At 53.1% G+C, this 24,091-nt stretch carries 24 protein-coding genes; 13 read left to right on the forward strand and 11 right to left on the reverse strand.

The features are described 5' to 3' along the window. Positions 1-13: 13 nt before the first annotated feature. Positions 14-667 carry a 3,4-dihydroxy-2-butanone-4-phosphate synthase gene (gene ribB, locus J4617_RS08405; protein ID WP_001076978.1) on the forward strand — a complete coding sequence of 218 codons (654 nt, stop codon included), beginning with the start codon at positions 14-16 and terminating at the stop codon, positions 665-667. Positions 668-870: 203 nt separating this feature from the next. On the opposite strand, the gene dsbI is transcribed toward ribB, so the two are convergent. The 3 genes from dsbI to J4617_RS08420 are packed head-to-tail and all read right to left on the reverse strand — an operon-like array spanning position 871 to position 4,050. Beyond that, the gene (dsbI, locus tag J4617_RS08410; RefSeq protein WP_000345576.1) at positions 871-1,548 is read right to left on the reverse strand and encodes a protein-disulfide oxidoreductase DsbI; all 678 of its coding nucleotides are present in this window, start codon (positions 1,546-1,548) and stop codon (positions 871-873) included. Between the two features lie 14 nt (positions 1,549-1,562). Continuing rightward, positions 1,563-2,234 carry a thiol:disulfide interchange protein DsbA/DsbL gene (locus J4617_RS08415; RefSeq protein WP_000096230.1) on the reverse strand — a complete coding sequence of 224 codons (672 nt, stop codon included), beginning with the start codon at positions 2,232-2,234 and terminating at the stop codon, positions 1,563-1,565. Positions 2,235-2,253: 19 nt separating this feature from the next. Beyond that, a complete protein-coding gene (locus tag J4617_RS08420) occupies positions 2,254-4,050 on the reverse strand; it encodes an aryl-sulfate sulfotransferase (RefSeq protein WP_000460259.1) in 1,797 nt (598 codons plus the stop codon). Between the two features lie 399 nt (positions 4,051-4,449). On the opposite strand from J4617_RS08420, the gene J4617_RS23135 reads away from it, so the two are divergent. Then, entirely contained in the window at positions 4,450-4,626 is a 177-nt protein-coding gene (locus J4617_RS23135) for a hypothetical protein (protein ID WP_000469259.1), read from the forward strand. Positions 4,627-4,692: 66 nt separating this feature from the next. Here J4617_RS23135 and zupT read toward each other — a convergent pair whose 3' ends face one another. Beyond that, positions 4,693-5,466 carry a zinc transporter ZupT gene (zupT, locus tag J4617_RS08425; RefSeq protein ID WP_000115874.1) on the reverse strand — a complete coding sequence of 258 codons (774 nt, stop codon included), beginning with the start codon at positions 5,464-5,466 and terminating at the stop codon, positions 4,693-4,695. 140 nt (positions 5,467-5,606) lie between these two features. Between zupT and ygiD the strand changes: the two genes are divergently transcribed. Then, a complete protein-coding gene (gene ygiD, locus J4617_RS08430; protein ID WP_000059619.1) occupies positions 5,607-6,395 on the forward strand; it encodes a 4,5-DOPA dioxygenase extradiol in 789 nt (262 codons plus the stop codon). A 60-nt stretch (positions 6,396-6,455) separates the two neighbouring features. Here ygiD and J4617_RS08435 read toward each other — a convergent pair whose 3' ends face one another. The 3 genes from J4617_RS08435 to tolC all read right to left on the reverse strand — a co-directional run bounded on the left by J4617_RS08435 (position 6,456) and on the right by tolC (position 9,984). After that, positions 6,456-7,619 (reverse strand): glutathionylspermidine synthase family protein, encoded by a 1,164-nt coding sequence (locus J4617_RS08435; protein ID WP_000442833.1) that lies wholly within the window; start codon positions 7,617-7,619, stop codon positions 6,456-6,458. A gap of 5 nt (positions 7,620-7,624) precedes the next feature. Next, positions 7,625-8,296 carry a DUF1190 family protein gene (locus J4617_RS08440; protein WP_000831520.1) on the reverse strand — a complete coding sequence of 224 codons (672 nt, stop codon included), beginning with the start codon at positions 8,294-8,296 and terminating at the stop codon, positions 7,625-7,627. A gap of 209 nt (positions 8,297-8,505) precedes the next feature. Further along, positions 8,506-9,984 carry an outer membrane channel protein TolC gene (gene tolC, locus J4617_RS08445; RefSeq protein WP_072100718.1) on the reverse strand — a complete coding sequence of 493 codons (1,479 nt, stop codon included), beginning with the start codon at positions 9,982-9,984 and terminating at the stop codon, positions 8,506-8,508. 200 nt (positions 9,985-10,184) lie between these two features. Between tolC and nudF the strand changes: the two genes are divergently transcribed. Genes nudF through parE form a run of 5 tightly spaced genes read left to right on the forward strand, consistent with a single transcriptional unit; the run spans position 10,185 to position 14,589 of the window. Then, complete coding sequence (gene nudF / locus J4617_RS08450) at positions 10,185-10,817, forward strand: ADP-ribose diphosphatase (RefSeq protein ID WP_001231950.1); 633 nt, start codon at positions 10,185-10,187, stop codon at positions 10,815-10,817. Beyond that, positions 10,814-11,236 (forward strand): DUF1249 family protein, encoded by a 423-nt coding sequence (locus J4617_RS08455; protein ID WP_000833404.1) that lies wholly within the window; start codon positions 10,814-10,816, stop codon positions 11,234-11,236. Before nudF ends, J4617_RS08455 begins: the two co-directional genes overlap by 4 nt. Before the next feature lie 24 nt (positions 11,237-11,260). Further along, the gene (cpdA, locus tag J4617_RS08460; RefSeq protein ID WP_000444735.1) at positions 11,261-12,088 is read left to right on the forward strand and encodes a 3',5'-cyclic-AMP phosphodiesterase; all 828 of its coding nucleotides are present in this window, start codon (positions 11,261-11,263) and stop codon (positions 12,086-12,088) included. Further along, complete coding sequence (gene yqiA, locus J4617_RS08465) at positions 12,088-12,669, forward strand: esterase YqiA (RefSeq protein ID WP_000105725.1); 582 nt, start codon at positions 12,088-12,090, stop codon at positions 12,667-12,669. The genes cpdA and yqiA overlap by 1 nt, the downstream gene beginning before the upstream one ends. Positions 12,670-12,696: 27 nt before the next feature. After that, complete coding sequence (gene parE / locus J4617_RS08470) at positions 12,697-14,589, forward strand: DNA topoisomerase IV subunit B (RefSeq protein WP_000195318.1); 1,893 nt, start codon at positions 12,697-12,699, stop codon at positions 14,587-14,589. A 124-nt stretch (positions 14,590-14,713) separates the two neighbouring features. Here the strand turns inward: parE and J4617_RS08475 are convergent, their stop codons facing one another. The 4 genes from J4617_RS08475 to qseB form a co-directional block, all read right to left on the reverse strand. Continuing rightward, positions 14,714-15,028 carry a putative quinol monooxygenase gene (locus J4617_RS08475; RefSeq protein WP_000958587.1) on the reverse strand — a complete coding sequence of 105 codons (315 nt, stop codon included), beginning with the start codon at positions 15,026-15,028 and terminating at the stop codon, positions 14,714-14,716. A 31-nt stretch (positions 15,029-15,059) separates the two neighbouring features. Further along, positions 15,060-15,641 carry an NAD(P)H-dependent oxidoreductase gene (locus tag J4617_RS08480; RefSeq protein ID WP_000065416.1) on the reverse strand — a complete coding sequence of 194 codons (582 nt, stop codon included), beginning with the start codon at positions 15,639-15,641 and terminating at the stop codon, positions 15,060-15,062. A gap of 106 nt (positions 15,642-15,747) precedes the next feature. Continuing rightward, a complete protein-coding gene (gene qseC / locus J4617_RS08485; protein WP_000779327.1) occupies positions 15,748-17,097 on the reverse strand; it encodes a quorum sensing histidine kinase QseC in 1,350 nt (449 codons plus the stop codon). Then, the gene (gene qseB / locus J4617_RS08490) at positions 17,094-17,753 is read right to left on the reverse strand and encodes a quorum sensing response regulator transcription factor QseB (RefSeq protein ID WP_001221574.1); all 660 of its coding nucleotides are present in this window, start codon (positions 17,751-17,753) and stop codon (positions 17,094-17,096) included. Before qseB ends, qseC begins: the two co-directional genes overlap by 4 nt. A 151-nt stretch (positions 17,754-17,904) precedes the next feature. Here qseB and J4617_RS08495 point away from each other — a divergent pair, with 151 nt between their 5' ends. The 5 genes from J4617_RS08495 to ftsP all read left to right on the forward strand — a co-directional run bounded on the left by J4617_RS08495 (position 17,905) and on the right by ftsP (position 24,084). Then, positions 17,905-18,297: a YgiW/YdeI family stress tolerance OB fold protein gene (locus J4617_RS08495; protein WP_000731552.1), complete on the forward strand. Its 393-nt coding sequence runs from the start codon at positions 17,905-17,907 to the stop codon at positions 18,295-18,297. A gap of 71 nt (positions 18,298-18,368) precedes the next feature. Next, the gene (locus J4617_RS08500) at positions 18,369-19,235 is read left to right on the forward strand and encodes an AraC family transcriptional regulator (protein WP_017466111.1); all 867 of its coding nucleotides are present in this window, start codon (positions 18,369-18,371) and stop codon (positions 19,233-19,235) included. Positions 19,236-19,345: 110 nt separating this feature from the next. Then, positions 19,346-21,604: a DNA topoisomerase IV subunit A gene (gene parC / locus J4617_RS08505; protein WP_017466110.1), complete on the forward strand. Its 2,259-nt coding sequence runs from the start codon at positions 19,346-19,348 to the stop codon at positions 21,602-21,604. A gap of 256 nt (positions 21,605-21,860) precedes the next feature. After that, a complete protein-coding gene (plsC, locus tag J4617_RS08510; RefSeq protein ID WP_000965730.1) occupies positions 21,861-22,598 on the forward strand; it encodes a 1-acylglycerol-3-phosphate O-acyltransferase in 738 nt (245 codons plus the stop codon). Between the two features lie 73 nt (positions 22,599-22,671). Next, positions 22,672-24,084: a cell division protein FtsP gene (gene ftsP, locus J4617_RS08515; protein ID WP_017466109.1), complete on the forward strand. Its 1,413-nt coding sequence runs from the start codon at positions 22,672-22,674 to the stop codon at positions 24,082-24,084. The last annotated feature ends 7 nt before the right edge of the window (positions 24,085-24,091 follow it).

Here is a 24,091-nt window from a genome sequence, read left to right on the forward strand (position 1 = left end):
AGGTTTTTTTACCATGAATCAGACGCTACTTTCCTCTTTTGGTACGCCTTTTGAACGTGTTGAACTTGCACTGGATGCGCTGCGTGAAGGACGCGGTGTGATGGTGCTTGATGATGAAGATCGTGAAAACGAAGGCGATATGATTTTCCCCGCAGAGACGATGACCGTAGAACAGATGGCGTTAACCATTCGTCACGGTAGCGGTATTGTTTGCCTGTGTATTACTGAAGACCGTCGTAAGCAGCTCGACTTGCCAATGATGGTGGAAAACAACACCAGCGCCTACGGCACCGGTTTTACCGTGACCATTGAAGCCGCAGAAGGCGTGACCACCGGCGTTTCCGCCGCTGACCGTGTCACTACGGTGCGTGCGGCAATTAAGGATGGCGCAAAACCGTCCGATCTTAACCGTCCGGGGCACGTTTTCCCACTGCGCGCTCAGGCGGGCGGCGTGCTGACGCGCGGCGGTCATACGGAGGCGACCATCGATCTGATGACGCTGGCCGGTTTTAAACCTGCAGGTGTACTGTGCGAGTTGACTAACGACGATGGGACGATGGCGCGCGCGCCGGAGTGTATCGCGTTTGCAGGCCAGCATAATATGGCGGTGGTCACGATTGAAGATCTGGTGGCTTACCGCCAGGCGCATGAGCGCAAAGCCAGCTGATCGAACGGATCATGGTTGAAAAAAGCCGATGAGATGTCATCGGCTTTTTACAGACAAAAAACTGTCAACCTATATCAGGACTAGTCACCTTTCGGTGCCATATCGTTCAGTTTCAAAGAACGACGAATAAGCTGAATGGTAAAATTATTGTGAGAAAAGCAGAGGCCTGAATGCAGACCTCTGCTTTGGTTTATCTATTCAGGTTATTTTCCTCTGGCCAGTTTCAATGCCCAGGCGCCGCTCATCACCAGCAGCAGAATCAGGCACAACCCAAAGGCCAACATACATGCCTGCGCCATGTTCATAAAGTGCCAGGGCGGAAGCAGATACCAGCCTTCGGACTGCTGGTAGAGATCGACAAACCACTGCTGTACGCTACTGAGCGTTACGCCATCAGGGACGATAGGCGCGTCATAACCGCAGTCTCCGGTAGGTTTAAACCACTCCGGTGCCCATTCCGCCAACGGTAAGTTGAAAGGAAAGGTAGGGTCAGTCGAACATCCTTGCACGCCAAAAAGTGAATCGGGGTCCGCATTATGTACCGCATGATGGATACCATTAAGCTTAATAGAAAACTTAATGCCCATAATGCTGCCATAAAACGCCGCGATGCAGCCAATCAGCTTCAGCACGATATTTTTGGGATTTATCGCCGCAATCACCCCGCCAATTACCATCACAAACATCGCGTAACGAATGTAAACACACTGTTCGCACGGCGCCATGTAGAGGTAGATTTGGAAGAACGAGTGCGCCAGGATAATTAACCCTCCCATCGCGATGGCCATTAACAGCCACAGAAAGCGCTGTTCCTGCCATCTCACCAGCGTATCCACTGGTCTTGCGCGTAGGTCTCGCCATAATCCCTTAATAAAATCCATAATCGTTTCCCTGCTTATTTTTTAGTGGCCAGTTCCCGAACGAGTTCAGCCATAGAATCGATGGATTTGATGTTTTTGGTATAGATAAGGTACTTGCCGTTGACGACGTAAGCCGGAACACCCTGAATTTTGGCAACGTCATAGGCGGCTTTCCATTTTTCCAGAGTCTCCTGAACGGCAGGATCTTTCAGCGCTGCTTCAAAATCAGCCTGGCTCATGCCTGCGGCGTCCAGCCCGGTTTTAATAAATGCCGCCGGATCTTTCCCATCTGACCAGCGCTCTTTCTTATCATGGTAAGCCGCATACCAGGCGAACTTCGCTTTTTTGAATTGTGATTTAGCATCAAATAACGAAATCCCGGCAGCTTTATCTTTGGCGATCAGGACTGCAAATACTTCGCTGGCCTGTTTGCCATATTCGCCTTTTGTTTCCAGGTGGAACGGGGTGAACGTAACGAGATCGGCTACTTTATCAGAAACCGGACCTGTTACGGCTTTGTCATATTTGTAGCAGAAAGGGCAGGCATAGCTAAATACCTTAATCAGCGTTTTATCAGCATTAGGAATTGGTTTCTCCAGAACCATATAATCTGTGCCCTCGGTAAAAGCCGATGCCGCAAAAGGAGTGACCAATGCCGCGGTTAATACTACGCTTTTAAATAAAGAGGTAATCCATTTAGATGACATATTAATTCCTTCCCGTTATTTATTTAAACATTTGCGTTGGATGAACCAGTAATGCACGATAGTGAGTCTGGTTGGGTTTATCCGACAGCACATCAATTTCAACTTTCACTTCTTTCGTTTTATAGTCAATCTCATTCAGTTTGCCGACTGTGGGTTTACCAACGTCGAACAGGTTAATAGAACCGCCAAAGCCGAACATGGTGTCGCGGTCTTTTTGATATTCAACAACCGAGGTAATAGGACTATAGAAATCATATCCACGTTCTTTACCGTATTCCCAAACTTGTTGTACGGTGCCTTTCTTCTCATCGATCTTATATTCGACAAAACGGGAATACTTCATGGTCGGTAGAGCCGGTTGCTCCAGGCCGCGACCATCGCCGTTATCAAAGACCGTTAACGTGCCTTTGCTGGAAAGCCATGCCGTATGTTGGGTATAGGTGAAATCGAAATCGGTGTCCTTACACTTGCCGTTTTCGTCACAGGTCAACGGCTTACCATGATCGTCTACCGGTTTCAGCAATTTACTGGCTAGCTGCTTATTCCAGCCTTTAGACGGTGCCAGTATCCATTTCACCTGCTTATCGCGACCAATTTTTACAATACCCTGATGGCGGGAAGAAAGGATGATGGAGTCGTCTTTCGCGTCATAAGCGATAGAGTTGACGTGCGCCCAGTTACGACCGGCACCAACGCCAAGCGCATCGCCATACGGCGTATCCGGTTCGAGTTTCGCCTGCTGTCCGGCATGGGCCAGATCGACGTTCACGCATACTGCGCCCGCATCCAGCGCGCCGAGCAGCGCATCACGCATAGGGTCGAGGATTTTGGTTAAATCCCAAACGTCTACTACGCGGCCAGACTTATCGACCTCAATGATTTGGTCACGAATAGTATGAACATGTATGCCGTCTTCTTTGCGGTAATCTCGTTTGCCGACGCGCAGCAGTACGGTGCCATTCACGGTTTCGATGGATTCATGAGACGCATCCAGGAACCCGCGCGGCAGTTTGTGATCGGCAAGAATTTGCCCCATCATGTCAAACTCGTACCAGTGTTGGCCCTGCACCGCGGTAAAGGTGCCGCGAGGCGTTTCACGAATACCCATCAGGTAGCCGCGTTTGTTGATATTCATATCGTGGCCGTCGTAGAAGGTATCTTGATCCAGCCACCAGCGGTATTCACCCTGGGTGTCAACCACAAACGTATAAGGGGCGATATCGAAAGGCAAAGCACCGCCCGCCGGACCGGCATCAAGAATACCCGCATTTTTATCTTTTTCGCCGTGCCAGTGAAATTCAGCGCCCTGCGGCGTAAAGGTATGGGTATTTACCAGATAAAGGCGATCTTCAAATCCTGGCGCGACTTTAATAACTTTCGTTTGCTGGAGATCTGAAATAGAACGGTTATCCATATAATGGTTGACGATGGCGGACGTCTGCACCACATAGTCATCCTTCATGGCTTTGCCGTTTTCTTTATATTCTACCGTGACGTTGTTGGCAAATTTCTGATAAAGGCCAAAAATAGGAATACCGTCATAGGTTTCTAAAGACTCTTTCCCAACGGTATAAGTAACAGGAACGCCTTTTTCCCCTTTGCCATGTACAGTAACTTTAACGTCTGAAATAATATGGCTATCTAATTCCACCAGCGCGGTGAGAGGGGCATTTCCGTAAGGATCGACAACGACTGCGCCTAATTTTCCTGCGGGCTGTGCCGGTTGAAAACCTGCGGCAAACGTACTGGCTGCGGTGAGTCCGCATGTCAGTGCGACGGCACCGGCAAGTATTGTTTTCCGGTATTGGTCAAACATGGATATATCTCCTTATATACAACTTCTAAATATAATACTTCTGAATATACTATGTTTTTATGAATAATAAATGAGGTAAATGATTGGTCTTTAAATATAAGTCATGATGCTGTTACTTATTTTAAAGTATATTCTGTATCAATATTTTTTAATTGCCTGAGTGAGTCGATAGTAGGAGTGTGATATTTTAAGAACAATATAAATTAGTACGAAGTGTGATCTTATCGACATTGTTTTCTGCTTAATACCTCTTTCATTATTGTGTTTCACCACTGATTTATATGATCAAAATCATTTATTTGTTCCACAAATATGCCAGTATATGAATACGTCAAAATAAGGGTATGTAAAATTTTAACGTTAAATGTTTAGTGATGTTAAATTTTAAGGGTAAAAAGGATGTTTATTGCCTGGTATTGGATAATATTAATCGTTCTGGTGGTAGTAGGGTATATTTGCCATATGAAGCGTTATTGCAGAGCGTTTCGGCAAGACAGAGATGCATTACTTGAAGCGCGAACGAAACGTTTTCGCCAGACGAGCGAAGGCGACAGCGTGATGAATGAGCAGAAATAGCGCATATCCTTGACGGGCAGCCGGATGTTGCCTGGCTAAAGGCCTGCATCCGGCGCGACGTTTCTCTTAACCGATACCTATCGTCTGCAAAATGACGAGACTGAGCCCCATGATGGACATACCGCAAAGCACGCCATAGCTGGGGTTATTGTTAGGATCGATCTCTTTTGCCAGCGGCATCAGTTCATCGACGGAGAGCGCCACCATAATGCCGGCGACTGCCGCCATGATAGCCGCCATAACGATCGGTGAAACCAGGCTGCCCAAAATCAGCCACGCCAGTACGCCGCCAAGAATTTCCGCCATGCCGGAGATACCGGCCCAAAAAATCGCGGTACGTTTTGAGCCCGTCGCGGCATAAACCGGGCCGGCAACCGCCAGACCTTCAGGAATATTGTGCAACGCCACCGCCAGTGCGATGCCGAAACCCAGTTCAAGATTGCTGCTGGCAGTGACAAAGGTGGCGATCCCTTCCGGAAAGTTGTGCAGACTAATGCCGAGCGTCAATAAAATCGCAGTGCGTTTTATCGAGCCGGGAAGCGGCTGCTGCCTTTTTTGCACCAGATCCTGCGGATGAGCGTGAGGAAGCAGGCGGTCCAGCCCGAAGTAGCCCAACAGGCCGATAATAAACATTCCGTAGCCCAGTACAGGCGACATCCCCTCGGTATCAAGCGCGGCGGGCAGCATCTCCATCAGCGAGATAAGCAGCATGATCCCTGCGGCGAAGCCCAGCGAAAAAGCCAGCACGCGGTTAGACGGTTTTTGGCCGAGAACGCCAAGAAACGCGCCAATAAAGGTGGCGGCGCCCGCCAGTAAGGTCAGAATAAGTGGTACTGACATCCATTACTCCTTATCAATTTGCCGTCCGAACCTGACCTTCAAAATAACTGATGATCTTCATCATAGTTATCTGAGTTCTTCCTCTGTGAAGAAAGCGTATGGTGATGTTAACAAAATGTCTTTCCTGTAAGGATAACATCATGTCTTTAACGTGTATGCCAGCATTGTTTTTGGGGCATGGCAGCCCGATGAACGTGCTGGACGATAACGATTATACCCGCGCCTGGCGGCGATTGGGGGAAGCCCTACCGCGACCACAGGCGATAGTGGTGGTGTCGGCGCACTGGTATACCCGTGGGACTGGCGTCACAGCGATGGAAAGGCCGCAAACTCTCCATGATTTTGGCGGTTTTCCGCAGGCGCTGTATGACATGCATTATCCGGCTCCTGGATCGCCTGCGCTGGCGCAGCGTCTGGTTGAACTGTTGGCTCCCGTTCCCGTCGCGCTCGATAAAGAGGCGTGGGGATTTGATCACGGCTCCTGGGGCGTATTGATCAAGATGTACCCGAATGCGGATATCCCGATGGTGCAGCTTAGTGTTGATAGTACCAAACCGGCGGCATGGCATTTTGAGATGGGTCGTAAACTGGCGACGCTGCGTGACGAAGGTGTGATGCTGGTGGCTAGCGGGAATGTGGTTCATAACCTGCGGACTGTGCGTTGGCACGGTGACAATATACCGTATCCCTGGGCGGCGTCATTTAATGACTTTGTGAAAGCCAACCTGACGTGGCAGGGGCCGGTAGAACAGCACCCGCTGGTGAATTATCTGCAACATGAAGGGGGCGCCTTATCGAACCCGACGCCGGAGCACTTTTTGCCTTTGCTGTATGTACTTGGCGCCTGGGACGGCAAGGAACCTATCACCATCCCGGTCGACGGTATTGAGATGGGCAGTATAAGTATGTTGTCGGTGCAGGTGGGGTAGCCGGATAAGGCGCGGAATGATTGCCCGATGGCGCTACGCGCATCGGGCTTACAGGAGAATCTATCCTTCGACAAAAATATGCGGATAGAAGCGGGAGAGATCCTGGGTGATCAGCGCCCGATCTTCACGGATACCAATTCCGGCGGGCTGATCGTTAATCAGCCAGCTACCAATCAGGGTGTAACTGTCGCCGAATTTTGGCAGCGGATAGAACTGTTGCACGATCATACCCTCTTCGCCATACGGGCCTTCCACGGATTCGATCGTTTTACCGTTCTCAATAATCGATACGTTCGCCCCTTCGCGGGAGAAGATCGGTTTCACGACATATTTATCCATTGGCGGATGTTCGTCTTCGGCGAAATACGCAGGCAACAGATTCGGATGGTCAGGGAACATCTCCCACAACAGCGGCAACAACGCTTTATTGGAGATAATGCTTTTCCAGGCCGGTTCCAGCCAGCGCACGCCGGCATCTTCCAGCTTGGTGGAAAACATCTCGCGCAGCATAAATTCCCACGGATAGAGCTTGAACAGGTTCGCAATGACCTGATCCTGCAGATCCGTAAATTGGCCTTTTTCCCCCAGACCAATATCGTCGATATAGAGAAATTCGGTGGCGATTTCCGCTTCGGCCGCGCAGTCCTGTAAATACTGAATGGTGCCGCGATCCTCAACCGTATCGCGACAGCAGGTGAGATGCAGCAACTGAAAACCGTACTGCTCGCGAAGTTCAGCAAAGCGTTCAATCAGCTTTTCCTGCAGGCTATTAAACTGATCGCTGCCTTCCGGCAGATTGCCCGCGTTGATCTGATCTTCCAGCCAAATCCACTGAAAAAACGCCGCTTCATACAGCGATGTTGGCGTGTCGGCATTATTTTCGAGCAGCTTAGGCTCGCCGATACCGTCCCAGGCCAGATCGAGGCGGGAATAGAGCGACGGTTGTTGCGTTTGCCAGGACTGGCGAACAAAACCCCAGGTATGTTTTGGAATACGAAACTTCGTCATCAGCTCATCGCTGGCGATGACGCGTTCTACTACCTTGAGGCACATCTGGTGCAGCTCGGCGGTAACGTCTTCCAGTTTTTCCACCTGGGCGAGCGTTAACTTGTAATAAGCGTCTTCACACCAGTACGGTTCACCATACATAGTGTGAAAATTAAACCCGTATTCAGTCGCTTTATCGCGCCAGTCCGGGCGCTCGGTAATACTGACTCTTTCCATGCGTATCAGCCGCCCATCGAACGTGTTGAAGTACCGGCAGCGCTACGCTGCATGGTGCTCTGTTTGGCGACGGATTCGCCAAAACCGCCGCGGGTAACGGTTGTTGTGGTGGCAGGTTTCGGCGCCATCGCGGTTTTCGGTACGGTCATTGTCCGGCCCGGTTGCGCCGCGCCGTAGTTTTTACCTGCCGCATCGGTATATTTGCCGTATGCAGGGCTGGCCGGGTTTTTCGAGCTAAACAGCGGCTGTTGCGCAAAGCCTGCGCCGCCGCCCATCAGACGCCCCATCATGTAACCTGCCATAAGCGGCATCCAGAAACTGCCGCTGGATTGTTGGGCCTGCGCCTGATTTTCCGGCGCCATGCCAGCCTGTGCGGGCGCTTGCTGGCACTGACCTTCGCCAAACTCAGCGACGCAATCTTCGCGTGTAGCGTACTTAGGCGCAGTACGTTCGGCCTCTTTCAGCGCATTGTTATACGCGGTTGTACACTCCGCGCTTTTGCCCGGATTCGCCGCTGAACAGTCATCAGCGTTTTGATACAGCGATACGGTTTCATCGCTTTTTTCACAGCCAGCCAGCATAAAAACAGCCGTAACCGCCAGGGCGACCGGCGTTAAATGCCGCGCGCCCCAGCTTTTGCGAAATGATGCGTGATGGATGGATTTTGTCCGTTTCATATTTGTCTTCCAGGACCCAGTGGTAAATACAACATGCGTTCAGAATAGAGGATGACTGGTCGAAATTGAAGCGAGAAAAGGCGAGAATGCGGCGGAATAGCAGGATCTTTACGTTGTCTTACGTTCAGGCGCGGCTTTATGACAGGTAGCGCCGCGCTTACCAGACCTACAAGGGCACAGGTCTGATAAGCGCAGCGCCAGCGAATAACTTATCTATGCCGGAATGGATTGCCGTTATTGCTGTTGGCGCGAGCGGCGGTCGGCTGTACTGCCGGCGCGGCGCTATGGGCATTATAACCGTCTGCGGCAGCATCCTGATCTGGCGTTTCCGGCGCTACGCTTTCCGGCGACGTCGGGATAGGTTTACCCAACGTACTGTTAAGCGCGAGCAGATCCTGCTCGTTCAGCGTACCGAGCGCATATTTGATATTTAACTGATTAATCAAATAGGTATAACGCGCGTTGGCCAGTTGCTGCTTGGCATCATACAGAGTGGTGGTGGCATCCAGTACGTCAACAATGGTACGTGTACCGACCGAGTAACCGGCTTCCATTGCATCCAAAGAACTTTGCGCGGAAACGACTGCCTGTTTATACGCGTTGATGCTGCTGATGGAGGCGTTAATATTGTTAAAGGAAGAACGTACGGTCTGCACCACGCTACGGTGCGCGCTTTCCAGCTGTTCGCTTGCGCCGACGAAGTTATACTGCGCCTGTTTTACCTGCGAGTTAACCATCCCGCCTTGATACAGCGGCAGGGAGAAGTTCAGGCCGATTTTATTCTGCCCCATGTTGCTATCGTCGTACTGGGCGGAGTTGGTTTTAGAACCGCTATAAGAGGTATCAGAAATGCCGGTTGAGGCCGTTAAATTCAGCGTCGGCAGATGGCCATCCTGCGCCTGACGGATTTGCTCGCGCGCCAGATCCTGACTTAAACGCGCCTGCAACAGCGACAGGTTACGGTTTTCCGCTTCCTTCAGCAGCGCATTAACAGCTTTGGGTTTGTCGGTTTTAAAATGCTCGACGTTAAGCGACGCCAGCTCCGGGTAATAATTGCCGGTCACCTGGCGCAGCTCTTCTACCGCGTTATCCAGGTTGTTGCGGGCGGTCACTTCATTCGCCAGTACGGTATCATATTGCGCACGGGCGTTTTGCACGTCGGTAATGGCGACCAGACCCACGTTAAAACGTTGCGTCGTTTGATCTAACTGACGGTAGATAGCCTCTTTTTGCGCCTGGGTATAGGAAAGCACATCAATAGCGTTCAATACCTTAAAATACGCGTTCGCGGTATTGAGGATCAGCGTCTGCTGATCGGTCTGATAGGTGACATCCTGAATGCCTGCTGCTTTTTCTTGCAGGGTGAGCCCACGCCATTTCGACATATCAAATAGCGTCTGCGTTAATTGCAGGGAAGCGCTGGTTTCATTGGAGTTGATACCGTTCGCATCGCGATAACCGTTGCTGTAGGTGTAGTCGGCACCTAAACCCAGTTGCGGCAGTAAAGGACTACGCGCTTCGTTAATTTTTTCGAATGCAGCATCGCGATCGGCAGCGGATTTACGCAATTCCGGGTTGCTCAGGCGTGCTTGCTGATAAACTTGCATCAGGTTCTCTGCCTGGCTTAGTGTGCTGAACCCCGACAGGCTCAGGCCGATAAGGATGGGGAGCAATTTCTTCATTTGCATTCCTTGTTGTGAAGCAGTATTTAGCGCTGATCAATTTGTAAAAATAATTGCTGATTCTAGCAGAATCCGCCACTGCAAAAAGTTGGCGTTACGTGCCATACGAGCCTTAATTGGCACCAATTTACCACAAGGGTGATAAAACAGCAGTCAACCACCCTTGAAATTCATCATTTAATCATTATTGCTAGCAGGGCAGCACAATGCGTAAATCAGACAACTTGCCAGTTACTTTCACCAAAAGCGATGTAGAAATTATTGCACGGGAAACGCGCTATCGCGGTTTTTTTTCATTGGATGTGTATCGATTCCGCCATCGTTTATTCAACGGAGAAATGAGTGGCGAGGTAAAGCGCGAAATTTTTGAGCGCGGGCACGCCGCCGTCTTGCTACCCTTTGACCCTGAACGCGACGAGGTGGTGCTGGTCGAACAGATTCGTATTGCCGCGTATGACACAAGCGTTACGCCGTGGCTGCTGGAGATGGTCGCCGGCATGATAGAAGAAGGCGAAACCATTGAGGCGGTCGCCCGGCGGGAGGCGATGGAAGAAGCAGGGCTGACCGTGGGCCGTACCCGACCGGTCATCAGTTACCTGGCGAGTCCTGGAGGAACCAGCGAGCGCTCATCTATTCTGGTGGGTGAAGTGGACGCCACGACCGCGGCAGGTATTCATGGTCTGGCGGATGAAAACGAAGATATTCGGGTTCATGTGGTAAGCCGGGAGCAGGCATACCAGTGGGTAGAAGAGGGGAAAATCGACAACGCAGCCGCAGTCATCGCTTTGCAATGGCTTCAGTTGCATCATCAAGAGTTAAAAAACGAGTGGAAAAAATGAAGCGTTATACACCTGACTTCCCAGAAATGATGCGTTTGTGCGAAACCAATTTTTCGCAATTGCGCCGCCTGCTGCCGCGCAATGACGCCCCCGGTGAAACGGTGAGCTATCAGGTGGGCAACGTACAATATCGGTTAACGATTGTGGAATCGACCCGATACACTACGCTTGTAACGATCGAGCAAACGGCGCCAGCCATCACCTACTGGAGCCTGCCGTCGCTGACGGTGCGCCTCTACCATGATGCGATGGTGGCTGAAGTGTGTTCAAGCCAGCAGATCTTTCGCTTCAAAGCGCGGTATGATTATCCAAATAAAAAGTTGCATCAACGCGACGAAAAGCATCAAATTAATCAGTTTCTGGCCGACTGGCTACGATTCTGTTTAGCACATGGAGCGATGGCGATTCCGGTTTATTAGCGTCGTGAAACCTAAGGACACCATTTGGAAAGCCTGTTAACCCTACCTCTGGCTGGTGAGGCCCGAGTCAGGATTTTACAAATTACAGATACTCACCTGTTTGCCGAAAAGCATGAAACGCTGTTAGGCGTCAATACCTGGGAAAGTTACCAGGCCGTGCTGGAGGCTATTCGGGCGCAACAGTATGAATATGATCTGATCGTGGCGACCGGCGATCTGGCGCAGGATCAATCCGCTGCGGCTTATCAGCATTTTGCTGAGGGTATCGCAAGCTTTCGCGCGCCTTGCGTTTGGCTACCGGGCAATCATGATTTTCAGCCGGCAATGTACAGCGCGCTGCAAGAGGCGGGGATTTCCCCGGCTAAACGCGTGTTAATCGGTGAACAATGGCAGATTTTGTTGCTGGATAGCCAGGTGTTTGGCGTCCCGCATGGCGAACTGAGCGAGTTCCAACTGGAATGGCTTGAGCGTAAGCTCGCCGATGCGCCAGAGAGGCAGACATTGCTCCTGTTGCACCACCATCCGTTGCCGGCAGGGTGCAGTTGGCTGGATCAGCACAGCTTGCGTAATGCTGGTGAGCTGGATAGCGTGCTGGCGAATTTCCCGCGTGTAAAATATCTGTTATGCGGACATATTCACCAGGAGCTGGATCTTGACTGGAACGGTCGCCGTCTGCTGGCGTCGCCGTCAACCTGCGTACAGTTCAAACCGCACTGCGCGAACTTTACGCTGGATACTATCGCGCCGGGCTGGCGTACGCTGGAGCTCCGGGCGAACGGCGTCCTGGAGACGGAAGTGCATCGCCTGCAGGATACCCGGTTCCGACCCGATACCGCTTCGGAAGGATACTGATGTCTACGCTTCTCTATTTGCACGGATTCAACAGTTCCCCTCGCTCGGCAAAAGCGTGCCAGCTAAAAAACTGGCTGGCGGAGCGTCATCCGCATGTCGAGATGATCGTCCCTCAACTACCGCCGTATCCTGCCGATGCGGCGGAGTTGCTGGAATCTCTCGTGCTTGAGCATGGCGGTGCGCCATTAGGGCTGGTAGGATCGTCGCTGGGTGGTTATTACGCCACCTGGCTGTCGCAATGTTTTATGCTGCCGGCTGTGGTGGTGAATCCCGCCGTGCGGCCCTTTGAATTACTGACCGACTATCTCGGTCAGAACGAGAACCCCTACACCGGGCAGCAATATGTGCTAGAGTCTCGCCATATTTATGATCTTAAAGTCATGCAGATTGACCCGCTGGAAGCGCCGGACCTGATCTGGCTACTGCAACAGACGGGCGATGAAGTGCTGGATTACCGCCAGGCGGTGGCATATTACGCCTCCTGCCGTCAGACAGTGACCGAGGGTGGTAATCACGCATTCACGGGCTTCGAAGATTATTTCAACCAGATTGTCGATTTTCTTGGACTGCACAGTTGCTGACAATCAATTCGAATTGCTAATTAAACCATGACGCAAACTTATAACGCTGATGCCATTGAGGTACTCACTGGGCTTGAGCCGGTACGCCGCCGCCCGGGGATGTACACCGATACGACCCGTCCCAACCATTTGGGTCAGGAAGTAATTGATAATAGTGTGGATGAAGCACTGGCAGGTCACGCCAAACGCGTGGATGTCATTTTACATGCCGATCAATCGCTGGAAGTGATTGACGACGGACGCGGGATGCCGGTGGATATCCATCCGGAAGAGGGGGTTCCGGCGGTAGAACTGATCCTCTGTCGGCTTCATGCCGGCGGTAAATTCTCCAATAAGAACTATCAGTTCTCTGGTGGTCTGCATGGGGTGGGGATTTCGGTCGTGAATGCCCTGTCAAAGCGCGTGGAAGTGACCGTGCGCCGCGACGGTCAGGTCTATAACATCGCGTTTGAAAACGGCGAAAAAGTGCAGGATTTGCAGGTTGTCGGCACCTGCGGTAAACGTAATACTGGCACCAGCGTCCATTTCTGGCCGGACGAAAGTTTCTTCGACAGCCCGCGTTTTTCTGTCTCTCGCTTAATGCACGTTCTGAAAGCAAAAGCGGTGCTGTGTCCCGGCGTGGAAATCACTTTTAAAGATGAAGTGAATAACAGCGAGCAGCGCTGGTGCTACCAGGATGGCCTGAACGACTATCTGGGCGAAGCGGTAAATGGCCTGCCGACGCTGCCGGAAAAGCCGTTTATCGGTAATTTTAACGGTGAAACGGAAGCGGTTGACTGGGCGCTATTGTGGCTGCCGGAAGGCGGCGAATTACTGACGGAAAGCTACGTCAACCTGATCCCGACCATGCAGGGCGGCACTCACGTGAATGGCCTGCGTCAAGGGTTGCTCGACGCGATGCGCGAATTTTGCGAATACCGCAATATTCTGCCGCGCGGCGTCAAACTGTCGGCGGAAGATATCTGGGATCGCTGCGCTTATGTGCTTTCCGTGAAAATGCAGGACCCGCAATTTGCCGGGCAGACCAAAGAGCGTCTGTCGTCGCGTCAATGTGCGGCATTTGTTTCCGGCGTGGTGAAAGATGCCTTCAGCCTGTGGCTGAACCAGAACGTGCAGGCGGCGGAACAACTGGCAGAGATGGCGATTGCCAGCGCGCAGCGGCGACTGCGCGCCGCAAAAAAAGTGGTGCGCAAAAAGCTCACCAGCGGTCCGGCGTTGCCGGGGAAACTGGCGGACTGTACCGCGCAGGATCTTAATCGGACCGAGCTGTTCCTTGTGGAAGGGGATTCGGCAGGCGGTTCCGCCAAGCAGGCGCGCGATCGCGAATATCAGGCGATCATGCCGCTCAAAGGTAAGATCCTTAACACCTGGGAAGTCTCTTCCGATGAAGTGCTTGCCTCGCAAGAGGTGCATGATATTTCCGTGGCGATCGGTATCGATCCGGACAGCGACGATCTGAGTCAGCTGCGCTACGGCAAGATCTGTATCCTGGCGGATGCGGACTCCGATGGTTTGCATATCGCTACTCTGCTTTGCGCGCTGTTTGTCAGACATTTCCGCGCGCTGGTGAAGAATGGTCATGTCTATGTCGCGCTACCGCCGCTATACCGTATCGATTTGGGTAAAGAGGTCTATTACGCGCTGACGGAAGAAGAGAAGGCGGGCGTACTGGAACAACTGAAGCGTAAGAAAGGCAAGCCGAACGTACAGCGTTTCAAAGGCCTGGGTGAAATGAACCCGATGCAGTTACGCGAAACCACGCTTGATCCAAATACTCGCCGCCTGGTGCAGCTCACCATTAGCGATGAAGACGATCAGCGTACTAACGCGATGATGGATATGCTGCTGGCGAAGAAACGTTCTGAAGATCGACGCAACTGGCTACAGGAAAAAGGCGATCTCGCGGATCTCGACGTGTAACGGTTGTTGCACGCTTTATCCGGTCTGCGTGGCGCAGGCCGGATAAGCGAATCCGACATGACGCCGCAGCCTGATGGCGACACTTGCGCATCGCATCAGGGAGACGTCAGACGAGGGTAATAACTTAAACGCCGGATTCCAGAATACGAATATTCATTTCCAGCACATCGTCTTTTACCGCGTCGCTGTAGGCTTTCATATGCGGGGTTTGCAGATGCGCCTCAAGGTGCGCAACGCTTTCCCACTGTTCAATCATCACGATCGAGTCAGGCGCCAGAGTCTGAAAACTCACGCCCGCGGCATGATCCACCATCGGCGCGTAACCGTGGCACCCCTCTTCTTTAAGAACGGTTGGAATAATTTTCGCAAACTGGTCGAGGACGGCCTGACGGTGATGTTGGCCCGGACGTGTGCGAATTTCGGCAATGACGGTAAGCATGGTTAACTCCTTCTAATTCCAGGATGACCAGTTAAGCAAAAATTTCGCTCAGATGCTTGCGATATTCTGCGGTATAGCGCGGAACATCCGGCATTTTAATCACGTCGTTGGCAATAAACGTTGGCAGCGCGTCCATGCCCAGGAACTGGTTGGCTTTATGGAATGGCAGATAGACGCCATCTACGCCTACGCCGTGGAAAAATTGATCTTTTTCGGTAAATGCTTCCATCGGCGCGTTCCACGTCAGTGACAGCATATATTTTTTCCCCTGCACCAGACCGCCGGAACCGTACTTTTTAGCGGCATCGGAACGCGTGCGGCCATCGCTGGCATAGAGCGTACCGTGACCTTCGGTAAAGACATCATCCATATATTTTTTTACTGTCCATGGCGCGCCCATCCACCAGCCTGGCATCTGCCAAATCACCACGTCAGCCCAGACGAAATTCTGCACCTCTTCTTTAATGTCATAGTCGCTGTCGGCGCGGACGATCTTAACCTGATGACCCAGATCGCGCAGCAGCCCATCGGCAACTTCGGTCAGGGTGTCATTCAACTGGCCGTTGGAGTGCGCGAATTTTTTCGCCCCGTTGATAATCAGGATGTTACTCATTTTGTGTCCTCAAGAAATGCGTTTGCTGCTGATTCTACGCTGACGGGCGGTGCGGTGAAATTAGCAAAATGTGCAAAGTCTTTTGCGTTTTTGGCAAAAATCTCTGCTACCAGCGTACTACGGCCTCAAATCCACCTTCCGCGGCGTTGCCAAACGACACCGTCATGCCGTGCAGCGTAGCGATGCGGCGGACGATTGATAATCCCAGACCGCTGCCGGTCACACTTTGGCCTGGCGGGCGGTAAAAACGCTCGCCGATATGCGTCAGAATCTCTGGCGCTACGCCGGGGCCATTATCTCTGACGGTGAAGCTGCGGGCATGTAAGGTAACGTCGACGACGCTGCCCTGCGGACTGTAGCGAATCGCATTATCCAGCAGGTTACGCACTAACAGGCTTAAGAGTAGCGGCTGGCCGGTACGTATGACGTCATGGGCGTTAAGCTGTAAACGCACGTCGATATTCGCCTGCTGCGCCGGATGATAAATATCCATTACCGCGGACTGCAGCAGCTCTTCCAGCGAAATCTCCGCTACATCCTGCAAATTATTGAGCGAGTCGAGACGCGATAACGTCAGTAGCTGATCGACCAGCCGCGTGGCGCGATCGATCCCCGCATGGAGCTGGGTCAGCGCTTTATCACGCGATAGCGGATCGTCGCCCGAGAGCTGCGCCACCTCGGTTTGTACTTTCAGCGCGGCCAGCGGGCTGCGCAATTCATGGGCGGCGTCGGAGGTAAATCGCCGTTCGCGCACCATCATGGAGTGGATGCGGCTAAAAAGCTGATTAAGCGCTTCGACCAGTGGGCGAACCTCGCTCGGTACGCCTTTGGCGTCGAGCGGCGTTTCCGATTCCGGCGACCGGAAGCGTAGCGCCTGCGCCAGTTTTTTCAACGGTCTGAGCTCGCGGTGAAGCAGGAGCAATAAAATCAGCAGCATGAAGGGAAGGGCGATCAGCCACGGCGTTAATTGCGCCGCTACGATCGCCAGCGCCATATCTTCGCGGTAATCCCACTCCTGACCGACGACGATACGATACTTGCCGTCCGCCGAGTTCAACCACAAAAAACGCCAGAGGTCGTTGTCATCCTTCAGATAGCCATTGTCGAAACCTTCCCGGCGATAGCGATACGGAATATCCTGGCCGTTGTCGCCATCATGCAGCAACATTTTGCCGTCAGCGGAAAAGATGGCGAACGCCAGCGCATCGTCATCGATATGCCCATGTTTTAATTTCTTTGGCGTATGCGCCATGCGCTGCGGGGCGTTGATCTCGTTAAGATCGAGGGTGCTAAGCCGTCTGGCGAACAACATCAACTGTGTGTCAAACAGCTCGTCGACATTATCCGTCGTCTTTCTCCAGGCCACAAAACTGGAGATTGCCCAGGTGATGGAGACCAGAATCAGGAAAATAAGCGTCAGCCTGACGCGCAGGCTGAGACGTTGCGTCAATTTCATGCGTCACCCAGGGTGTAGCCGATGCCGTGCACGGTGCGAATAAATTCGCTGCCGAGCTTGCGGCGTAAATGATGAACATGGACTTCCACTGCATTGCTGGACACGTCGTCATCCCAGTTATACAGCTTCTCTTCAATAAGCTTGCGCGGTAGCACGCGACCTTTGTTGCGCAGTAAGAGTTCCAGCAACGCGAACTCTTTTGGTTTTAGGGCCAGTGGTTCGCCGGCAAGCGTCGCGACGAGATTGCCTGGATTGAGCGTCACCTGGCCGTGGCGCAATTCGCTACTGGCCTGACCGCTGGCGCGGCGTACCAGCGCCTCCAGACGGGCGGCGACCTCAATGAGCGCGAAAGGTTTACATAAATAGTCATCGGCGCCCAGACGTAGCCCCTCGACGCGCTCTGCTAACGCGTCGCGCGCCGTCAGGATCAGTACCGGTTCCTGTTTACCCTTTTCGCGCCATTCGCGCAAAATATCCCGTCCGTCCATGCCTGGCAGCGTCAAATCTAAAATAACCGCATCATAAGGCGCGCTGTAAAGCGCCTCTTTGCCCGGACGTCCCTCGGTAAACCAGTCGACGCTGAAACCCATTTTACTCAGGCCCGCTTTTATGCCATCGCCAATAAGTGTGTCATCTTCTACCAGTAAAATTCGCATCTGTTCTTCCTTGCGGTAACTCGCGTTACCGTCAGTTAACCTTGTCGCCGCAGGCGATGTACAGAAAAAAAGATTCTTTTTTTGCCTTAAGAAGTTGTTAAGGATTACCTTATTAAATGGATCTGAAACGACATGAAAGGGAAAAGTAATCATGAAAAAATTAGCTGCAATCGTTGCCGTTATGGCACTGTGTTCTACCCCGGTTCTGGCGGCTCAGCAGGGCGGTTTCTCCGGCCCGTCGGCGACGCAAACGCAAGGCGGCGGATTTGTCGGCCCGAACGGCAGCAGCACGACGGTAGAGAGCGCTAAATCGCTGCGTGACGATGCGTGGGTAACGTTGCGCGGGAATATCGTCGAGCGCATTTCCGACGACCTGTATGTGTTTAAAGATGCGACCGGTACTATCAATGTGGATATTGACCACAAGCGCTGGAACGGCCTGACCGTAACCCCGCAGGATACCGTTGAAATTCAGGGTGAAGTGGATAAAGACTGGAACTCTGTCGAAATCGACGTAAAACAGATTCGTAAAGTGAATCCGTAATCCCACATTGCGCAAGATCGGTCAGGATTCACAGCCGCCCGGTGGGCAGAATAGGCCACAAGGAGGCAGTGATGAATGACCTGATCAGCGCGGCTTATTCCGAACGTCTGCGGCGCATTTGCGACCACATTGAGCGTCATCTGGATGAGCCTCTGTCGATTGAGGCGTTAAGCCGGATGGCGCACAGCTCGCCGTTTCATTTTCACCGGCAGTTTACCACCTGGAGCGGGCTTCCGCTCTATCGCTATATCCAGTGGTTGCGTTTGCGCCGCGCGTCATGGCGGCTGGCGTTTAACCCGCAGGATAAAGTTATCGATATCGCGCTGGATGCCGGGTTTCAGAATCCGGAGTCGTTCACACGTGCTTTCAAAACCGCGTTTGGTCAAAGCCCGCGCCGGTTTCGGCAATCGCCGGACTGGCTGGCCTGGCACCAACGCGTTCCTAAACTTGCGTTACAGGAGCAGCATGTCATGGACGTAAAAATCGTTGAATTTCCACCTACCCGCGTCGCGATGCTGACGCATCTGGGGCATCCGGATAAGGTCAACGCCAGCGCGGCGAAATTTATTGCATGGCGGCGCGAAACGGGGCAGTCGCCGATTGCCAGCAGTCAAACTTTTGGTATTGCCTGGCACGACCCGCAGACGACGCCGCCGGATCAATTCCGCTTTGATATCTGCGGCAGCGTCCGCCAGCCGATAGCCGAAAATGACGTTGGCGTGGTGAATAGCGAGATTCCTGGCGGGCGCTGCGCGGTGGTGCGCCATCAGGGATCGCTCGACAGCCTCCCGGAGAGCGTGTGGTATTTATTCCGCGAATGGCTACCCGCCAGCGGTGAGACGCTGCGCGATTTTCCGGTCTTCTTCCAGTACCTGAATTTCGTCCATGAGGTCGCGGAACATGAGCTGCTGACGGATATCTATCTGCCGCTTCGTTAACTTCCTCGCAACCTGTCTCACGGTTTGTGACTCAGACCGTGAGATAGGGTATTATCTGCGGCAATATTGCCGTCCGAACGGTCAGCATGCAGATTGAGGATCCCCTGTTAATGAGCGATATGGCAGAGCGCCTTGCGCTACATGAATTTACGGAAAACGCCTACTTAAACTACTCCATGTACGTGATCATGGATCGTGCGTTGCCGTTTATTGGCGACGGCCTGAAGCCGGTACAGCGCCGCATCGTCTATGCGATGTCAGAGCTGGGGCTGAACGCCAGCGCTAAATTTAAAAAATCCGCCCGTACCGTCGGTGACGTACTGGGTAAGTATCATCCGCACGGCGACAGCGCCTGCTATGAAGCCATGGTGCTGATGGCGCAGCCGTTCTCTTACCGTTACCCGCTGGTCGATGGCCAGGGAAACTGGGGCGCGCCGGATGATCCGAAGTCATTCGCGGCAATGCGTTATACCGAATCTCGCCTGTCCAAATATGCCGAGCTGCTGTTAAGCGAACTCGGTCAGGGGACGGCGGACTGGGTGCCAAACTTCGACGGCACGATGCAGGAACCGAAAATGTTACCGGCGCGTCTGCCGAACATCCTGCTGAATGGCACCACCGGTATAGCAGTGGGCATGGCAACAGATATCCCGCCGCACAACCTGCGCGAAGTGGCGAAAGCGGCGATTACGCTGATTGAGCAGCCGAAAACGACGCTGGATCAGTTGCTGGATATCGTCCAGGGGCCGGATTACCCGACCGAAGCGGAGATCATTACCCCACGTGCGGAAATTCGTAAAATTTACGAAAACGGGCGGGGCTCCGTGCGTATGCGCGCGGTATGGACCAAAGAAGACGGCGCTGTGGTAATTTCCGCGCTGCCGCATCAGGTCTCTGGCGCGAAAGTGCTGGAGCAGATTGCTGCGCAGATGCGTAATAAAAAACTGCCGATGGTGGACGATCTGCGCGATGAATCAGATCACGAAAACCCGACGCGTTTAGTGATTGTGCCACGCTCCAACCGTGTGGATATGGAGCAGGTGATGAACCATCTGTTCGCCACCACCGATCTGGAAAAAAGCTACCGTATTAACCTGAACATGATCGGTCTGGATGGTCGTCCGGCGGTGAAAAACCTGCTGGAGATCCTCACCGAGTGGCTGGCGTTCCGCCGCGACACGGTACGCCGTCGTCTGAACTATCGTCTGGAGAAAGTGCTTAAGCGCCTGCATATCCTCGAAGGTTTGCTGGTGGCGTTTCTCAACATCGACGAAGTGATTGAGATTATCCGTAACGAGGATGAGCCGAAACCCGCGCTGATGTCGCGTTTCGGCATCAGCGAAACCCAGGCGGAAGCGATTCTCGAACTGAAACTGCGCCATCTCGCCAAACTGGAAGAGATGAAAATTCGCGGCGAGCAGGACGAGCTGGAAAAAGAGCGTGACCAGTTGCAGGGCATTCTCGCGTCTGAACGCAAAATGAATACCTTGCTGAAAAAAGAACTACAGGCAGATTCCGATGCCTATGGCGACGATCGCCGTTCTCCGCTGCGTGAGCGCGAAGAAGCTAAAGCGATGAGCGAACACGACATGCTGCCGTCCGAACCGGTGACTATCGTGCTGTCGCAGATGGGCTGGGTGCGCAGCGCCAAAGGTCATGATATTGATGCGCCGGGGCTTAACTATAAAGCGGGCGACAGCTTTAAAGCCGCGGTGAAAGGTAAGAGTAATCAACCGGTGGTGTTTATTGATACCACCGGGCGCAGCTATGCTATTGATCCCATTACGCTTCCGTCGGCGCGTGGGCAGGGCGAGCCGCTGACCGGCAAACTCACGCTGCCGCCGGGGGCGACTGTAGAGCATATGCTGATGGAAGGCGATGACCAGAAACTGCTGATGGCGTCGGATGCGGGCTACGGCTTCGTTTGTACGTTTAACGATCTGGTTGCCCGTAACCGTGCCGGTAAGGCGTTGATTACACTGCCGGAAAATGCGCACGTCATGCCGCCGCTGGTGATTGAAGACGAGCACGATATGCTGCTGGCGATTACCCAGGCCGGACGGATGTTGATGTTCCCGATAGACTCTCTGCCGCAGCTGTCGAAAGGCAAAGGGAATAAGATCATTAATATCCCCTCTGCAGAAGCGGCGAAAGGCGATGATGGACTGGCGCACCTGTACGTGCTGCCGCCACAAAGCACTCTGACTATCCATGTCGGGAAGCGCAAAATCAAACTGCGCCCTGAAGAGTTACAGAAGGTGGTCGGCGAACGCGGACGCCGTGGCACATTAATGCGCGGCCTGCAGCGTATCGATCGCATTGAGATTGATTCGCCGCATCGCGTAAGTCATGGCGACAGCGAAGAGTAAGAGAGGGGCGCCCGTAGGCCGGACAAGGCATCTAAGCCGCCATCCGGCGCTCTGCCGTTGCCGGATGACGACGCAGTAGCGTCTTATCCGGCCTACGGTTTCAGATCGGATTAACATTAAAATTTCCCGTAAAACCGTTGTTTATTCGTGCATTGCGATTAACAATACGTTTTTCCAGAGAGCCACACTTACCAAAATCCTAACCTGAATTTCAGGTGACGTAGAATGCCGGGCTCTTAGGCCTTCAGAGGTTGTTATGCTATATATTTTTCGTCTTATTGTTACCGTTATTTACTCCATTCTGGTCTGTGTTTTCGGTTCTATTTACTGCCTTTTCAGCCCACGTAACCCAAAACACGTGGCGACGTTTGGACATATGTTCGGTCGTCTGGCCCCGCTGTTTGGCCTGAAAGTGGAGTGCCGCAAACCCGCCGACGCGGAAAACTATGGCAATGCTATCTATATTGCTAACCACCAGAATAATTATGATATGGTCACGGCGGCGAATATTGTGCAGCCGCCAACGGTGACGGTGGGGAAAAAAAGCCTGCTTTGGATCCCGTTTTTTGGGCAACTGTACTGGCTGACCGGTAATCTGTTGATTGACCGTAATAACCGCGCCAAAGCGCATAGCACCATTGCGGCAGTGGTTAACCATTTTAAAAAGCGCCGTATTTCTATCTGGATGTTCCCTGAAGGTACGCGTAGCCGGGGACGCGGTCTGCTGCCGTTTAAAACCGGCGCGTTTCATGCGGCTATCGCGGCTGGTGTGCCGATCATTCCTGTCTGCGTTTCCAACACCTCTAACAAAGTCAATCTAAACCGCCTGAACAACGGACTGGTTATTGTGGAAATGCTGCCGCCAGTCGATGTCAGCGAATATGGTAAAGATCAGGTTCGCGAGCTGGCGGCCCACTGCCGTGCGTTAATGGAGCAAAAAATCGCGGAACTTGATAAAGAGGTTGCGGAACGTGAAGCGACCGGTAAGGTTTAAGCAGTCTTACTCTGTTATTGTAGAAATCATTTTTTCAGGCACAACTCTTTAGCCTGTTTTACATGGAGCTTATATGTCATTCAGTCGGCGTCAGTTTCTTCAGGCATCGGGAATCGCACTATGTGCAGGCGCGATTCCCCTCAGGGCGAATGCTGCCGGTCAGCAACAGCCGTTGCCTGTTCCGCCGTTGCTGGAGTCCCGTCGCGGGCAGCCGTTGTTTATGACGCTACAGCGAGCGCACTGGTCCTTTACGCAAGGCACGCGCGCGCCGGTCTGGGGAGTGAACGGTCGTTATCTGGGGCCGACAATCCGCGTCTGGAAAGGCGATGACGTTAAACTCATCTATAGCAACCGCCTGGCGGAAAATGTCTCCATGACGGTTGCTGGTTTACTGGTGCCGGGGCCGCTGATGGGTGGCCCGGCGCGTATGATGTCGCCGAACGCGGACTGGGCGCCGGTGTTGCCGATTCGTCAGAGCGCCGCGACGCTGTGGTATCACGCTAACACGCCTAACCGCACTGCGCAGCAGGTGTATAACGGCCTGGCCGGAATGTGGCTGGTCGAAGACGACATTAGTAAAACGCTGCCCATTCCGAACCATTACGGCGTGGATGATTTTCCCGTCATTATCCAGGATAAACGGCTGGATAACTTTGGGACGCCGGAGTACAGCGAACCGGGAAGCGGTGGTTTTGTCGGCGATACGCTGCTGGTGAACGGCGCGCAAAGCCCCTATGTCGAAGTGTCCCGCGGCTGGGTGCGGTTACGGTTGTTGAACGCCTCGAACTCGCGGCGCTATCAGCTTCAGATGAGCGATGGCCGGGCGCTGCATGTGATTTCAGGCGATCAGGGCTTTTTACCTGCGCCGGTTTCCGTCAAACAGTTGTCACTGGCGCCCGGCGAGCGGCGTGAAATCCTGGTTGATATGACCAACGGCGACGAAGTCTCGATCACCTGCGGGGAAGCGGCCAGCATAGTCGATCGGATTCGCGGTTTCTTTGAGCCTTCCAGTATTCTGGTTTCGACCCTGGTGCTGACGTTACGGCCAACCGGATTGCTGCCGCTGGTGACCGATAATCTGCCGATGCGTCTGTTGCCGACGGAGATCATGAGCGGCGCGCCTGTCCGCAGTCGGGACATCAGTCTTGGCGACGATCCGGGGATTAACGGCCAACTGTGGGATGTGAATCGCATTGATATTACCGCCCAACAAGGCACCTGGGAGCGCTGGACGGTACGCGCCGATATGCCGCAGTCGTTCCATATTGAGGGCGTCTCTTTCCTGATTCGTAACGTCAACGGCGCTATGCCGTTCCCGGAAGATAGAGGCTGGAAAGATACCGTCTGGGTGGATGGGCTAGTCGAATTGCTGGTCTACTACGGTCAGCCGTCCTGGCCGCACTTCCCGTTCTATTTCAACAGCCAGACGCTGGAAATGGCTGACCGCGGCTCGATTGGGCAAATGCTGGTGAATCCGGCGTCGTAAAGGCGTC

Origin of the sequence: Salmonella sp. 32010601201800023SM, from assembly GCF_017572235.1 — a bacterium.
Classification (GTDB): Bacteria; Pseudomonadota; Gammaproteobacteria; order Enterobacterales; family Enterobacteriaceae; genus Salmonella; species Salmonella enterica.

Bases quoted from the DNA above. Each gene is read 5' to 3' on its own strand.
- J4617_RS08480 (WP_000065416.1), bottom strand. From the start codon at position 15,641: ATGAGTAACATCCTGATTATCAACGGGGCGAAAAAATTCGCGCACTCC.
- ftsP (WP_017466109.1), top strand. From the start codon at position 22,672: ATGTCATTCAGTCGGCGTCAGTTTCTTCAGGCATCGGGAATCGCACTA.
- nudF (WP_001231950.1), top strand. From the start codon at position 10,185: ATGCGTAAATCAGACAACTTGCCAGTTACTTTCACCAAAAGCGATGTA.
- J4617_RS08500 (WP_017466111.1), top strand. From the start codon at position 18,369: ATGAATGACCTGATCAGCGCGGCTTATTCCGAACGTCTGCGGCGCATT.
- qseC (WP_000779327.1), bottom strand. From the start codon at position 17,097: ATGAAATTGACGCAACGTCTCAGCCTGCGCGTCAGGCTGACGCTTATT.
- plsC (WP_000965730.1), top strand. From the start codon at position 21,861: ATGCTATATATTTTTCGTCTTATTGTTACCGTTATTTACTCCATTCTG.
- qseB (WP_001221574.1), bottom strand. From the start codon at position 17,753: ATGCGAATTTTACTGGTAGAAGATGACACACTTATTGGCGATGGCATA.
- J4617_RS08415 (WP_000096230.1), bottom strand. From the start codon at position 2,234: ATGTCATCTAAATGGATTACCTCTTTATTTAAAAGCGTAGTATTAACC.
- J4617_RS08420 (WP_000460259.1), bottom strand. From the start codon at position 4,050: ATGTTTGACCAATACCGGAAAACAATACTTGCCGGTGCCGTCGCACTG.
- parC (WP_017466110.1), top strand. From the start codon at position 19,346: ATGAGCGATATGGCAGAGCGCCTTGCGCTACATGAATTTACGGAAAAC.
- tolC (WP_072100718.1), bottom strand. From the start codon at position 9,984: ATGCAAATGAAGAAATTGCTCCCCATCCTTATCGGCCTGAGCCTGTCG.
- J4617_RS08475 (WP_000958587.1), bottom strand. From the start codon at position 15,028: ATGCTTACCGTCATTGCCGAAATTCGCACACGTCCGGGCCAACATCAC.
- ygiD (WP_000059619.1), top strand. From the start codon at position 5,607: ATGTCTTTAACGTGTATGCCAGCATTGTTTTTGGGGCATGGCAGCCCG.
- J4617_RS23135 (WP_000469259.1), top strand. From the start codon at position 4,450: ATGTTTATTGCCTGGTATTGGATAATATTAATCGTTCTGGTGGTAGTA.
- zupT (WP_000115874.1), bottom strand. From the start codon at position 5,466: ATGTCAGTACCACTTATTCTGACCTTACTGGCGGGCGCCGCCACCTTT.
- dsbI (WP_000345576.1), bottom strand. From the start codon at position 1,548: ATGGATTTTATTAAGGGATTATGGCGAGACCTACGCGCAAGACCAGTG.
- J4617_RS08495 (WP_000731552.1), top strand. From the start codon at position 17,905: ATGAAAAAATTAGCTGCAATCGTTGCCGTTATGGCACTGTGTTCTACC.
- J4617_RS08455 (WP_000833404.1), top strand. From the start codon at position 10,814: ATGAAGCGTTATACACCTGACTTCCCAGAAATGATGCGTTTGTGCGAA.
- parE (WP_000195318.1), top strand. From the start codon at position 12,697: ATGACGCAAACTTATAACGCTGATGCCATTGAGGTACTCACTGGGCTT.
- J4617_RS08435 (WP_000442833.1), bottom strand. From the start codon at position 7,619: ATGGAAAGAGTCAGTATTACCGAGCGCCCGGACTGGCGCGATAAAGCG.
- J4617_RS08440 (WP_000831520.1), bottom strand. From the start codon at position 8,296: ATGAAACGGACAAAATCCATCCATCACGCATCATTTCGCAAAAGCTGG.
- ribB (WP_001076978.1), top strand. From the start codon at position 14: ATGAATCAGACGCTACTTTCCTCTTTTGGTACGCCTTTTGAACGTGTT.
- yqiA (WP_000105725.1), top strand. From the start codon at position 12,088: ATGTCTACGCTTCTCTATTTGCACGGATTCAACAGTTCCCCTCGCTCG.